Origin of the sequence: Aerococcus viridans (assembly GCF_001543285.1) — a bacterium.
GTDB lineage: Bacteria > Bacillota > Bacilli > Lactobacillales > Aerococcaceae > Aerococcus > Aerococcus viridans.
On the sequence record NZ_CP014164.1, the window covers coordinates 383424 to 398131 of the forward strand.

Sequence of the window (14708 nt, forward strand, 5' to 3'; positions counted from 1 at the left end):
GGTAAGCACGCCGAGCGTTTGTCAAAACATTTTATATTGGAGGAAATTTATGTTTAGTAATTTTATGATCGGGTTTAATGCAGTCATGCCGATGTTAATCTATATGCTTTTTGGGCAATTTTTTGCCCAAGCGGGGATGATTAAACAAGAATCCTTTCAAGACTTTAACAAAGCCTTATTTAAAATTTTGCTACCAATCAACTTATTCACCAATATTTATAAGTCTGATTTCAAGCAATCATTCAACGGCTATGCCTTGACTTATATTTTTGTCATCGCTTTAATCCTGTACTTTATGCTAGCCTTTATTATTCCAAGGGTATCCAATGACCGGACCCGTTACGGGGTGATGCTACAGGGGTCAGTCAGAGCGAACGCCATCCTATTTGGTTTACCCTTGGGGACATCTCTATTAGGTGAAGAAAATTTGGGGATGGTGACTATTACCTTGGCCATCATCGTGCCGTTCTGGAATATCATGTCGGTCGTCGGTTTTTCTTTATATTCAGAAGATAAAGTCTCTTTTAAACAGATGGGTAGAAGTATTATCACGAACCCAATGGTGATTGCCACGTTCATTGGTTTGATTGTTATCTTACTGGGTCTACAATTTCCTGAAGCCATCAATACTTCTTTAACCAACATTAACCGAATGGTATCACCGCTTGCCTTGATGGTCATGGGGGGGACTTTCTCTTTTAAATTGAAAGATGTCGATTTTGCCTTAATCTTTACGGTAGCCAATAAATTGATTATTATTCCTTTGATCGCAATTACCCTCGGTGCTATTCTAGGTTTTAGAGGGGATGCAATCGTTTCTATCCTGATTGCATTCGCTGGGCCAACGGCTGTATCGTCTTATGCTCAAGCCATTGCAGCGGACGGAGACGGGGACTTAGCCAACCAAACAGTGGTGTTTACGACCATCTTTTCTATGATTACCTTGGTATTCTTGATTGCCTTGATGAAAACATTTGGTTTATTCTAATAAAACAGTAAGTAAAAACCCCCTAAGTCGCGTATAGTGGACCCAAAAAGTTAGACTAAATTTTATGAGAGTTGACCGATTGGTCAGCTCTTTTTAATACATGCAATTTGGCTTAATTCCTGTTGTCGACAATACTTCTCATAAATTTCAATCTGTCAAGAGTAGTAGCGGAGCGACTCTTGATAGATTGAAACTTTATGTGAAACTATGAAAAGACAATGGAATTAGTATATTGGCTGCGATACTGGACGGGGCTTAGCCATCCTAGTTTCTCTTTAATTCGTTCTTTATTATAATAGTTAATATAGTTGGTAATTGATTCAGCCAATTCTTCAAAACTATGATAAGTTTGACCATAATACATTTCTTGTTTGAGTATACTAAAGAAATTTTCCATTGGTGAATTGTCATAACAATTCCCTTTTCTAGACATACTTTGGAAGATATCATTATCTTTTAAAGTTTTTGAATACCGTTTCATTTGATAAGCCCAGCCTTGGTCTGAATGAAAAGTTCTTCTGAATATGCAATCATTTGTACGTTCTATAGCTACCTTCAAAGCTTCCATCATACTTTCACCGTTAGGCCGTTTTGTTATTTGAAAACTGATGATTTCGCTATTGAATAAATCCATATAAGGATCTAAATAAAGTCTGCCTGTCTGAGTATTGCCTAACTGGTCCGTATAATAGTATTTGAATTCAGTTGTATCAGTCGTAATTTTTTGATGTGGAACTGATGTGTTAAAACGTCGTTTTAAACGATTTGATGCTACTTTCCCTACAGTTCCCTTATAAGACTTATACTTTCTGCTTTTGTGTGAGAAGGCAGTTACAAGAATGCCTAATTCACGCATTAAGCGTAATACTTTCTTCCGATTTATATGATAACCTAATTTTTTTAACTCGGGAGTCAGTCTTTTATACCCATAATCCTTATTTTTCTCTCTTAGTTCTAGTAAAGCATCTTTGTAAACTTTATCCTTGTCTGGTCGTTTAGATTGCTTCCTAATATAGTGATAAGTTGCCTTTGGAAAGCCAGTTACTCTCAAAATATCAACTAATTTGAATTTATTAATAGTATGGAGATTGTAGATTGCTTGAGCTATTTGTTTCTTTGTTGCTGTTTCTCTGCTTCCTGCAATCTCCCTAATTCCTTTAAAAATTCATTCTCGATTCTCAAATCACGATTTTCATTTTCAAGTTGTCTCAGACGCTCAACGTCTACATCTTCTCTAGTTATATTCTTTGGATCCTGAAATACTTTCTTATCAGCTTTCTTCCGTTTACCCATTTTCGGTGGCCTACCTCTCTGTTCTGATAAGCCATCGACACCTTTCTTGAGGATAGTAGTGCGCCAATTACAAATTAGACTAGGGTTATTCATCCCTAATGAATTGGCTACTTCTCGATAACTCATCTCTGTTGTTTCATATAATTTTACAGCACTAAGCTTAAAATCAACAGAGTAATGAGTTTGATTCTTACTACGTTTCAGTCCTTCGATTCCAAATTGTTGATAGCTATTAACCCATCTTCTTACAATAGAATCTTGTATATTATATTTCTTTGCTACCGCTAGGTAGCCACCATAGTTCCCCAGATAATGTTTTACAATTTCCAATTTAAATTCTAGTGAATATTTTGCCATAAAAATAAACCCCCAAAAGTTAGATTTTTGGTCTAACTTTTGGGGGCCTCTACAGCGGAACTTAGGGGGTTTTATGTATTAATGAGCGTCTTGTAGTAGAATGCGTTGGGTAATTAGAAGTCTAATTTTGCCCAAGCTGTTTCTAAGGTATCGCGTAATTTAGTTGCTGATAATTCCATTTGTTGTTGCTCGTGGTCGTTTAAGTCAGCTTCGATGATACCACGGATACCTTCACGGTTGATGATAGCTGGAGCACCAATATAAATATCATTTTGGTTGTATTCGCCATTTAGGTAAGCAGATACAGGTAAGATAGCATTTTCGTCATTTAAGATGGCTTTTAAGATGCGGACTAAAGATACACCAATACCGTAGTAAGTTGCGCCTTTTTTCTCGATAATCTTATAAGCCTTGTCACGTACGTGGTAGAACAAGTTCACTAAAGCTTCTTCGTCGATTGCTGAAGTTTGAGTTACCCAGTCGTAAATTGATTGGCCACCAATGTTTGCGTGTGACCATACGGGGAATTCAGTGTCACCGTGTTCCCCCATGATGTAGGCGTGGACGCTTCGTGCGTCAACATCTAATGTAGTGGCTAATTCTTGACGGAAACGGGCTGAGTCTAATGATGTACCAGAACCGATGACGCGGTTAGTAGGTAGGCCAGAGAATTTCCAAGTTGCATAAGTTAAGATGTCTACTGGGTTAGTAGCTACTAAGAAGATACCGTCAAAGCCTGAAGCCATAATTTGATCAATCATGCTCTTGAAGATACGTAAGTTTTTATCCACTAAATCTAAACGTGTTTCACCAGGCTTTTGTGCAGCGCCTGCAGTAATCACAACAACATCAGCGTCAGAACAATCATCGTAAGTCGCCTTGTAGATTTTCTTAGGAGATGTATAAGCTAGGGCGTCGATAAGGTCTAATACATCACCTTCAACGCGGTCTTCGTCTAAATCGATAATTCCTAATTCTCTACCAACACCTTGAATTACAGAAGCGTATGCAAATGCAGATCCTACAGCACCATCACCAATTAAAATAACTTTTTGACCATTTTTTGACATAATATATTCTCCTTAACTTTTTGTCTCTTATAGTGTACGAAGCAAACCATATGGTAAATGTTCCATTAACCCGTGCAAAGCTAGTGAACAATCGGTTTAAAAATTAGCTTGTTGATTAGTTAGTGAAATATTTAACATAATAATACCATTCTGTTTAAAAAAAATCAATAGTTTTTTGCCATTATTTTTCAAATGCTATACAAAACATTGAATTTTATAACAGTTGTAAACGGATACAAAAGCTTCATATCAATGGTTTTTAAAAAATATTAAAAACTGTTACTTTTGTTGTTTAAATCTGTACTAATGAAAATGAATAAATTCGGAATAACTTTGTGAAAAGTTGCTTAAATACTTTGCGAACGAAACAATATTGTGTCGAATTATAGGCGATTTCTTACAAAAAGGGGACGGTGAGGGTGGAGGTTGATCACTTTTGAATTGGCCTCCACCCCTATTATGTCAAAAATGTATCCGTTTTCCAACTGAGACCTGCTAAGATCTCAAAAATTGTCCACTATAACACGTGAACAAATTGAACTAGCAGTCAATATACACAAGGACCAGGCTTTTGCCTTTTAAGTTGAGGGGCTCTGTGTGGTATAATAAACCTATCGAATATACAGGCGCTGTACGGGCTAACTCGCTAGGGGCGAGTGGATGTCCGTACAGGTTTTTGCGTATTAACAAGGATTTGCGCTACGAATGTAAAGTCTATTATCGTGATGAAGGCGCTTAATCCGCCAAAAGCTAGAAAATACGTATCCAATAATTTAAATCAAGTATCTGAACAAATAAGCGACATAACAACAAGGAGACTTCAAGAAATGAAATTAATCGTCGGATTGGGTAATCCAGGAAAAAAATATGAGGGCACACGCCACAATATCGGTTTTATTGTCTTAGATGAATGGGCTCACCAACATCATGAAACCTTTAATAAAACGGGATTCAAAGGTGAATACTTTGAAACTTTTGTTAATGGAGAAAAAGTGATTTTCTTAAAACCAACTACCTTTATGAATAATTCTGGGGAAGCGGTTGGTGCGGTGGCCAACTATTATTCAATTCCAGTAGAAGATATTTTAGTGGTTTATGATGATTTAGATATGGATCCAGGCCGGATTCGTTTACGTCAAAAGGGTTCTGCTGGCGGACATAACGGGGTAAAATCACTGATTGCCCACCTTGGCACCGACAAAATTCGGCGCATTAAATTAGGTATCGGCCATCCGGGTAAAGACGGGACCGTTGTCAACCACGTCCTATCTAGATTTCCAAAAGAAGATCATACGCCGATGCTTGCGGCTACGCGTGCAGCGGTTGAAGCCATTGACTACTGGTTAGCGGGTCATTCTTTTGAGGAAACCATGACCAACTATAACAATTAGCCGAGAAAAGGAGGGAGACCGCTTGGATTTACAAACATTTTTCTTGCAGGAATCTCAAAATGAGTCATTTAAACAACAAGCCAAATCAGGACAGTCTGTCCTTTATCTAGGCCTTCAAGGGGCTAGTCGGGCTTATATGGCAAAAACCCTATTGAATTTGGCCAGTGAACAAAAGGTCGTCATCGTAACCAATAATCTATTGCAGGCAGACCACTTTTATAATGACCTGCAAAGTGACTTTTCTGATGACCAATTGCATCTTTTTAATGTACCAGAATCTGTGGCAGCTGACTGGGCAATTGCCAGTCCAGAAGCCTTAGCTGACCGGTTGACTGTTTTAAATTGGGCACGCGACACGAAAACAACCGGTGTTTTAATCACACCTATGTTTGGTTTGAAACGCCTATTAACCCCAACTGAAATTTGGGATAATACTCGTTTACTAGTCAAGTTAGGGGATGAGTTAGAACCAGCTACCCTAGTTCAATGTCTGTTAAACCAAGGGTACCAACGGGCTGAAATTGTCATGACCCCAGGAGAAATGAGTCAACGCGGGGATATCGTAGACTTTTATCCTATAAATGCCGAATATCCGATTCGAGTGTCTTTAGCTTTTGATGAGGTGGAGCGGATTTCAACTTTTGATCCAAATACTCAAAAATCACTACAAGACCAGCCGAGCATCAATATCCAACCGTCGCAAGAATTCATTGTCTTGCCACAACAATTGCAGGCCCAAGCCGATGCTTTTCAAAAATTGATGACCAAGTCTTTAGCTAAGATTAAAGACGAGGTGGTGAAAGATTTAGCGACTGCCGTTGTTAATGATGAAGTGCTTGCCTGGAAAAATGGCGAAACCACGGAAAACTCAAAATACTTCCACCGGTATATGTACCCAGAAACGACAACGATTCTTGACTACATTGGCGACCAAGCCTTCTTGATTTTGGACGACTATGCGCGTTTAATTCAAGAAGAGGCTACTTGGATCAGCAATACCGAAATGTATTTACAAACCATGGTTGAAATGGGGCAATTACCAGCCCAGGTTCAAGTTTATGCTGACTTTAAGGAAGGTATTCAAGCTTTTAAAGGTCGTAAATTTTACTTTTCTGTATGGCAGCAAGGGCTAGGGTCACTGAAATTCGATGGGCTGTACCAGTACCAAACAAGAATGATTACTCAGTTTTATGACCAAATGGACGCCCTGAAAATTGAGTTAGATGCTTGGATTCGGACAGGTCGAACAGTGGTTGTCATGTTAAAAGACAAGGACAGAGTGAAAAAAGTCCAAGCCATTTTGCAAGAAATAGATGTAACGGCTGAAGCGACGGACGAAGGGAATATCTTCGCCAACAAGATCAACTTAATTGCGGGTGGCTTATCAGGATCGATTGAATTCGTCCAAGAACGCTTAGTCTTACTGGCTGAAGCAGATATTTTCCATACCCAAAAGAAACGACGCAAGGCTAAGAAACCGCTGATTTCAAATGCGGAACGGATCAAAAACTACCAACAATTAGAAGTTGGGGATTATGTGGTCCATGTGAACCACGGGATTGGTCGGTATACCGGGATTGAAACGATCGAGTTTGCCGGCACTCATCAAGACTACCTGACCATTGTCTTCGCCGACCAAGCAGCTATTCATGTACCGATTGACCAGATCGATTTGGTCCAAAAATATGTGTCTGCTGAGGGGCGTGAGCCTAAATTAAATAAAATGGGCGGTAGCGAATGGGCGAAAACCAAGCAGAAGGTGTCCAGTAAGATTGAAGATATCGCGGATGAACTGATTGACTTATACGCCTCTCGTGAAGCCCAGAAAGGTTTCGCTTTTGGTCCAGATACTGCTGAACAGGCTGAATTTGAGAATGCCTTCCCGTATACAGAAACTGATGACCAAGTCCGGTCAATCGCTGAAATTAAGAAGGATATGGAAGTAGAGAAACCGATGGACCGATTACTTGTTGGTGATGTCGGTTTTGGGAAAACAGAAGTCGCTATGCGAGCTGTCTTTAAAGCCTTAATGGAGGGTAAACAAGTTGCTTTCCTAGTGCCAACGACTGTTTTAGCCCAACAACACTACGAAACCTTTACAGAACGGTTTGCGGACTGGCCTTTTGAAATTGGCTTACTATCTAGATTTAGAAGTAAGGCCCAACAAAATGAAACCATTGCGGGCTTGAAAAAGGGGCAAGTGGACATTGTGATTGGTACTCACCGCATCCTGTCTAAAGATGTGGAGTTCCTTGATTTAGGCCTTTTAGTGGTCGATGAGGAGCAACGGTTTGGGGTGAAGGCCAAGGAAAAATTGAAGGCCTTAAAAGCGAATGTGGATGTGTTGACCCTGACGGCGACACCTATTCCTCGTACCTTAAACATGTCTATGCTAGGAGTTCGGGACTTATCCGTAATTGAAACGCCACCAGCTAACCGGTATCCCGTCCAGACTTTTGTGATGGAACAAAATTACGGGGCTGTCAAAGATGCTATTGAACGAGAAATTGCTCGAGATGGTCAAGTTTTCTATCTCTTTAATAACGTGGCCCAAATCGAAGAAAAAGCAGCCTTTATCAATGAGTTGGTCCCTGAAGCGAGGGTGGCTATTGCTCACGGTCAAATGACCGTTGTCCAACTGGAAAATGTCATGATGGACTTTGTCCTTGGTGAGTTTGATGTTTTAGTGACGACAACCATTATTGAAACAGGGGTCGACATTCCTAATGCCAACACCTTGCTGGTTGAAGGAGCCGACCGGATGGGTCTGTCTACCCTTTACCAATTACGGGGTCGGGTTGGACGGTCAACTCGAATTGCCTATGCCTATTTCATGTACCGACCAGACAAGATGTTGTCTGAGGTATCGGAAAAACGCTTGATGGCCTTGCGTGATTTCACGGAACTAGGGTCTGGTTTTAAGATTGCCATGCGTGACTTGTCCATTCGTGGGGCAGGTAACTTACTCGGGAAACAGCAACACGGATTTGTTAACTCAGTCGGTTTCGACCTCTATTCACAAATGCTACGTGAAGCAGTCCAACGTAAACGGGGCATTTTACCGGCTAAGAAAACTGAGCCAGTGGAAATATCACTATCTATTGATGCTTATATTCCACAGACCTATATCCGTGATGAGCGACAAAAAGTGGAGATTTATAAACGGGTGCAAGCCATGACTAGTGTGGATGAAATGTGGGACTTGGATGATGAGTTGATGGATCGATATGGTGAACCACCAATTGAAACGCAACTTTTACTGCAAGTAGGTGCGATTAAAGCGGCGGCCGATAAGATTGGTGTGACAAGCATTAAACGGATTGCTGCCAGCAACACCATAGAAGTCCTTTTCCACGAAAATCTTGAACAAAAAATTATGACACAAGCTATCTTCAAGGCTTTAGAGGACAATCCTTTCCGCTTAGCGATTAAGCAAGTTGGGGCTGCCTTAATGATTAGCCTAGGTTTAAACAAGTTGTCTACTGAAGAATGGTTGGACTACTTACTGCAATTTACAACCAAGTTAGCTGATGACGAAAATGTGGTCCAAATGAAGGCGGACCAATTGGCCAAGGAAAAAGCTGACTACGAGAAAGCGCAAGCCTTAAAAGCTGAACAAGAAGATGCAGCGGGTAAAGCTGCTGTAGATGCTCAAGTGAAGGCTGCTGAAAATGAAGCTGATCAAACTAGTTCAGATGCAGAAAATGACCAAGCAGGTGACTAGAAGGTGAAAAATGACGATTCAAAGGCAAACTCAACAGGCCAAGTGGCCATGCAAGGGGCTGCCGTTCTAACACTCGCGGCCTTAGTGGCGAAAGTATTGTCTGCTATCTACCGGGTCCCTTTACAGAATATGGTCGGTAACGAAGGGTTCTATGTCTACCAACAGGTCTATCCAATTTACGGAATAGGGATGACCTTTGCTTTAAATGGTTTACCATCCTTTATTGGTAAACAAGTCGCACTACAAAATAACAAGCGGCAAAGTAAATCTTTGTTGAAGAGATACACAGTCATTGTATCGGTCTTTGCGCTCGCTTGTTTTGCCCTGATTTATTTTGGGGCTGATTGGATTGCGGCTATGATGGGTGATGGTTTGCTTGCGCCTGTTATCAAAAGCGTGTCTTTTATGTTCCTCTTGATGCCAGGTTTACTCCTGTCTAGAGGTTTTATGCAGGGGCATAATCTTATGACCCCAACCGCTATTTCGCAAGTAACCGAGCAATTTGTTCGGGTAGCAGTTATTTTAACTGTCGCCTTCACCTTTAGCCAGATGCAGGGGACTGGCGCGAAACCTGATGTCTACCAGATGGGTTTTTGGACCATGCAGTCAGCTTGGATTGCCGCCGCAGCTGCTTCGATCGTCATGGCTTATTACTTGTTAAATTACCGCGAGAAGGCCATGTACCAAGACTTTTTAGCCGGGCATTACGGGTTAGATCAAGCGAGTGACCCTGATGACGGCGCAGGCTTATCCTGGACTAAATTAACCAAAGACTTTGTCACAGAAGGCTTTGTTATTTGTTTCTTCTCAGCACTATTGGTCTTTTATCAGCTGATTGATGCCTTTACCGTTTATGACCAACTGGTAGATAATGGGATTACGACGGCGGTAGCTAAGGATTTGAAGGGCATTTACGACCGTGGCCAACCCATTGTACAATTGGGCATGGTTGTGGCCACATCGCTTGCCACTTCATTCTTACCCACCCTTGCTTTAGTGAAAAAGGGTGACCGCAAGCAAGCTGGCGAATTTGAAATCGTCAGCAGACAATACCTACGGGTGACTCTCTTTTTCGCCACCATCATTACGGGCGGTTTGATATCGATCATGCCCCAATTAAACCATTTCCTATTTGCTAGTTCTGCTGGCTCTGAGGTCTTAGTGGTTTATGTGCTGATGGTTATCTTTGCCAGTCTCATATTAGGGCAAAATAATATTCTCCAAGCCCAAGGACAGTGGTATAAAGCAGGTATTGCCTTTGTGGTCGGTATGCTGGTTAAAGGGATATTTACAGCGAGTTTAGTTGGTTTCCTAGGTACTGTAGGAGCGGCCTGGGCAACCAATTTAGGTTTAGTGGCTATGAGCATTTACCTAGATTGGACCTTGCCTAAGGAAGTGCGTCTGTTGAAATGGGGGCGAGTAGCCTTTAAAGCAGGGTTATTAGCTGTTTTAATGGTTGCGGTGAACTTTATCTTAGCTTACTTATGGCACCAAGTCTTAGGGGTAGCGCCGGAACGGTTGATGGATGCCTTGTTGATGGGGATTCAAATCCTTGTAGGCGTTTTGTTGGTGGTTGGTTACTTACGGAAAGACCCGATATTAAACCAAGTCGAATGGGAAACCTTACCAAAGGGCGAGCTGATATGGCGACTATTGCAGGGGTAAAGCGTAGTGAATGAGTGCACGTTCCGGAAATGGTCGAGGTGTCCCGGATATTGAGGGAAAGGCGTCCCAGATCCGTGAATGTTGTTTCTAATATGGGTATAGTCATTTTGCCTAAAGAATCATTAAAGCTTGTAAGGGGATAAAACTCCGGAAAAGCTAGCAAATTCCTAGCTTATTGGTTAAGGACTAGGCGCAAACCATGGTATACTAGATTTAAGATAAGTATGGAAATGGTTTTTGTGGATTAATTTAGAGAAAATTAAAAGAAACTAGCCGAATTTTCAAAAAAATACGTATAAAATAAAGGAGCAAGATTTTTGCGATTAGATAAATTTTTAAAAGTATCCAGAATTATTAAAAGAAGAAGTGTTGCTAAAGAAGTTGCGGACAAGGGTCGGATTACCATTAATGGTCGTCCAGCTAAGTCAGGTACAGATGTTAAAATCGGTGACGAACTGGTAATTACATTTGGGAATAAGGACATGACTGTTCGCGTTGAAAACTTGAAAGAAACAACACGAAAAGATGAAGCGGAAAATATGTTTACCATAGTTGGCGAAAGTTACCACGAGGATCAGGAAAAAGGTAGTATTTAGTCTTGATTTATGATGGCGCTAGCTTTGAATTATTGTTATACTATTTAAGTATATGATTGACGGATTCAAAACAACCACAGAAAGGGGTTTTTGCTATGCGGCCAGAAGATCGTCCCGACCGTGAAAGCAAAAAAGTGACATCATTAGCAAAACACCGTAAAGCAAAAACCAAGAAGTGGTCACGAAAACCAAGGACCACAGCTGATTGGATTACATGGCTTGTCGTTGGTATCTTCGCTGTTGTGACTTTGGGTTGTGTGTCGACTGCTTATGCAGCGCACAAGGATCAGCAAGGCGTTGAAGAACAAATCGCTTTAACTGAGGATGAAATTGCCGGTGAACAAAAGGCGATTGACACCTTAAGTCAACAAGCAACCTTACTAAAAGATGATGAATACGTGGCAAAATTAGCGCGGTCACGGTACTACTTAAGTAAAGATGGGGAAATCATCTTCAGTGTGCCTGAAGATAATGCTTCTAAACAAGCTGAAATCTTAAATAAGGCTTATTTACAAAATCAAGAAAATAATGATGAATAAATTGCGCTAACAAGGTAAACTAGAAATAGCTTTACTCGTCCGGATAAAAATCCTTTTACCGGATGCAAGAATTTCAAGGAGGATATTTGGGATACATGGCAATTGAAGTAGGAAATAAAGTTACCGGAAAAGTTACAGGGATTACAAAATTTGGTGCATTTGTTGATTTAGGAGAAGGCAAAAATGGTTTAGTCCACATCTCTGAAGTAGCTGAAGGATACGTGAAAGATATCAACGATGTCTTATCGGTTGGAGATGAAGTAACTGTTTTAGTGACCAATGTAGCTGATGACGGTAAGATTGCATTGTCAATCCGTCGTTTAAACGCAGATAGCGCAAGCAAACCAGCGTCTTCTAATCGCGGAAACAACGATGGTGGCGGTCGCGACCGTAGCAACCAAAACTTCCGTAAAGATGACAACCGCGACAACCGTGGTGGTGGCTATCAAGGTAAACCAAAATCAAACAACCATTCAGGTGGTCGTTCAAACTTTGGTGGCGGGAATTCATTCAAGTCTAACGCTGGTAACAAAGCGGGGACAAATGATTTTGATAGCCTGATGTCATCATTCTTAAAAGATTCCGATGACCGTTTAACTTCATTAAAACGTAATACAGAAGGTAAACGCGGTGGCCGAGGCGGCCGTCGTTCTTAATGAGATATAGGGGGTTGTGACTAAGGTTACAGGCCCAAAAACTAAGTGTAGACACTTATTGAGAGGGGTCTGTGGCAATTTGTCGCAGACCTCTTTGATGTTTAATCGTGTCTAAGATAGATAGGGATAAATAGAGAATATTCGGGAAAGTAAAAACTTAGGAAAGGAGCGGTATATGATGGGTGAAAATCTATTAAAGGTAGTGGAAGACTGGCTATTAGCTACGAAAGACCGGTTGAAGTCGCAGCTACCGGCTAACTATAGGCCAATTGATGGGCAGATCCCTTTTCTATTGGCTGTGTCTGGTGGCGTAGATTCTATGGTTTTGTTAGATTTGTTTCACCGCTTAAGTCAGAAATCTTTAGTGACTTTTTCAGTGATCCATATCAACCACCAGCTCCGTCCTGAATCAACGGCTGAGCAAGATATGGTCATCAAATTTTGTGAGGACCGAGATATCCCTATCCAAATAGTGGCTTGGGACCACGATGACCCGCAGAATCCAAATCGGTCGGAATTGGCGGCGCGCGAATTCCGATATGCGGTCTTTAAGCGGATGATGGTCTTGACTAAGTCACCTTTCTTAGTGACAGCCCACCATCAAAATGACCAGGCGGAAACAGTCCTGATGCGGTTGGTTCATGGCGGCCGCTTGAAGAGTATTGCCGGCATTCATCCCTACCGGCCAATTCACTTGGACCAGGGCTTGCAGACGGGTTATGTGCTCCGCCCCTTGTTAAGTGTGGATAAGGCTGATTTATATGAATATGCAACGGCGTGGCAGATCCCTTTTAGTGAGGACGCGTCTAATCTTGACCTGGCTTATACCAGAAACAGGTTTAGACAGCAGTATCTGCCGGAATTGGAGGCGGAAGATGGCGCTCTTGTTGACCATCTGGGCGACTTTGCCTTGGCTGCTCAAGCGACCAGCCGGTTTGCTGATGCATATATGGACCAAGTTTTAAGAGATGTCTTGATGAAAAAAGATGACACTTGGCAAGTTGATTTGGCGGCCATAGCGGACTATGACTTACCTGAACAAGTTTTGTTGTGGCAGCGATTGTTTGACCGAACGGGGGTTGCCGATTTAGCCGCCTTTACGCAAGACGGCTTTAAGCGGATGGTGGCTTTCTTACAGAGCGAGAATGGGCAAGCTGAGTGGCGGTTGCCGGGAGGCTACCGCCTGGTCAAGGTGTATGATACGGCCTATATTCTGCACGGTGGCCGGTCTGATTTCTTGGCGGGTGCTGGTGCCGCCGGTAAAAGGACTGAGCAAGTTTTAAGTTGGCAGGACTGGGTGGCAGTAGGCGACCGGGTCAAGTTTGGTTGGTTTGACGAGGATCAAGCAGATGTTTATTTGGACCAAGGGGCTGTCTTGTTGGCTGAGGTGGGTGCTGAGGTTAGCTTGACGGTGCGCAATCGCCTTCCCGGAGATTTTATCCGACTGTCAAACGGTCATCGACAAAAGCTAAATCGTTTTTTAATCAACGAAAAAGTCCCGTCTGGTATCCGAGATGATATTTTTGTATTAGCGGATAACCAGCAAGAGGTGTGGGGCCTCTTTTTAAATGGAGAGGTCTTATATGTAAACCGGAGTGGTGCGGGGGCTAAAGTATTGGTAAATTTTTAGGGGTTTTTGACGTATTTGTTGGCGTTTAATGGTAAGATTGATATAATACTTTTCGCTTATTGAATGTTTTTAGGGTGGTTTTTCTGCGCTAAAGGGGCTAGATTTGAATGAGTAGTCTTAATTAATTGCTATTAAATTGGGTTATTTGCTAAAATAACCTAGAATTATGTGAAATGAAATGTGGAGGATTATAGGCATGCATAAAGATGTAGAGGAAATTTTAGTTTCGACTGAGGAAATTGCGGAACGTATTCAGGTGTTAGGTGAGGAGTTAACGGCGGATTATCAAGATAAGAACCCGATTGTGGTTGGTATTTTGAAGGGTTCTGTCCCATTCATGTCTGACTTGATTCGTGCAATGGATGTTAAATTACAAATTGACTTTATGGATATTTCAAGTTACGGCGGTGGGGTTGAGTCATCAGGTCAGGTGAAAATTTTGAAGGACTTAGATGCAGATGTATCTGGTCGTCACGTGATTATTGTTGAAGATATCGTGGATACTGGTAATACGCTAGCGAAAATTCATGATTTGTTCCAACACCGTAATGCAGCAAGTGTGAAGGTGGTAACTTTACTTAATAAACCTGAACGCCGTACTGCAGATGTTTCAGTGGATTATATTGGTTTTGAAATCCCTGACAAGTTTGTAATTGGTTATGGTATGGATTTTGACGAAGAGTACCGACAATTGCCTTATATCGGCATTTTGAAGCCTAGTGTTTACGCACATTTATTCCATAATTAGTGAATTTATTTATATTTATAACTATTCGATGGCTACTATAAGAACAAGAAT

General features: G+C 41.4%; 11 protein-coding genes. 9 read left to right on the forward strand and 2 right to left on the reverse strand.

What is annotated here, in order from left to right; all coding sequences use genetic code 11:
- Positions 1-49: 49 nt before the first annotated feature.
- Positions 50-988 carry an AEC family transporter gene (locus AWM76_RS01790; protein WP_003143121.1) on the forward strand — a complete coding sequence of 313 codons (939 nt, stop codon included), beginning with the start codon at positions 50-52 and terminating at the stop codon, positions 986-988.
- A 205-nt stretch (positions 989-1193) separates the two neighbouring features.
- Here AWM76_RS01790 and AWM76_RS10320 read toward each other — a convergent pair.
- Together AWM76_RS10320 and AWM76_RS01805 are read right to left on the reverse strand one after the other, a co-directional pair.
- A protein-coding gene (locus AWM76_RS10320) for an IS3 family transposase (RefSeq protein ID WP_420869278.1) occupies positions 1194-2638 on the reverse strand; the annotation gives its coding sequence in 2 pieces (ribosomal slippage) (positions 1194-2093 and positions 2096-2638; 1443 coding nt in all).
- Between the two features lie 113 nt (positions 2639-2751).
- The gene (locus AWM76_RS01805) at positions 2752-3708 is read right to left on the reverse strand and encodes an L-lactate dehydrogenase (protein WP_003142475.1); all 957 of its coding nucleotides are present in this window, start codon (positions 3706-3708) and stop codon (positions 2752-2754) included.
- Positions 3709-4535: 827 nt separating this feature from the next.
- Between AWM76_RS01805 and pth the strand changes: the two genes are divergently transcribed.
- The 8 genes from pth (at position 4536) to hpt (ending at position 14657) form a co-directional block, all read left to right on the forward strand.
- Entirely contained in the window at positions 4536-5099 is a 564-nt protein-coding gene (gene pth, locus AWM76_RS01810; RefSeq protein ID WP_039935530.1) for an aminoacyl-tRNA hydrolase, read from the forward strand.
- A gap of 22 nt (positions 5100-5121) precedes the next feature.
- Positions 5122-8823, forward strand: coding sequence for a transcription-repair coupling factor (mfd, locus tag AWM76_RS01815; protein WP_003142479.1), 3702 nt, complete (start codon positions 5122-5124; stop codon positions 8821-8823).
- A gap of 3 nt (positions 8824-8826) precedes the next feature.
- Entirely contained in the window at positions 8827-10488 is a 1662-nt protein-coding gene (locus tag AWM76_RS01820; RefSeq protein ID WP_003142480.1) for a putative polysaccharide biosynthesis protein, read from the forward strand.
- Positions 10489-10805: 317 nt separating this feature from the next.
- Positions 10806-11084: an RNA-binding S4 domain-containing protein gene (locus AWM76_RS01825; RefSeq protein WP_003142482.1), complete on the forward strand. Its 279-nt coding sequence runs from the start codon at positions 10806-10808 to the stop codon at positions 11082-11084.
- Between the two features lie 95 nt (positions 11085-11179).
- Positions 11180-11623: an FtsB family cell division protein gene (locus AWM76_RS01830; RefSeq protein WP_050774109.1), complete on the forward strand. Its 444-nt coding sequence runs from the start codon at positions 11180-11182 to the stop codon at positions 11621-11623.
- Positions 11624-11718: 95 nt separating this feature from the next.
- Complete coding sequence (locus AWM76_RS01835) at positions 11719-12279, forward strand: S1 domain-containing RNA-binding protein (protein ID WP_039935533.1); 561 nt, start codon at positions 11719-11721, stop codon at positions 12277-12279.
- Positions 12280-12457: 178 nt separating this feature from the next.
- Positions 12458-13909: a tRNA lysidine(34) synthetase TilS gene (gene tilS, locus AWM76_RS01840; protein ID WP_106427300.1), complete on the forward strand. Its 1452-nt coding sequence runs from the start codon at positions 12458-12460 to the stop codon at positions 13907-13909.
- Between the two features lie 196 nt (positions 13910-14105).
- Positions 14106-14657, forward strand: a complete 552-nt coding sequence (gene hpt, locus AWM76_RS01845; RefSeq protein WP_039935536.1) for a hypoxanthine phosphoribosyltransferase — start codon at positions 14106-14108, stop codon at positions 14655-14657.
- Positions 14658-14708 lie beyond the last annotated feature (51 nt).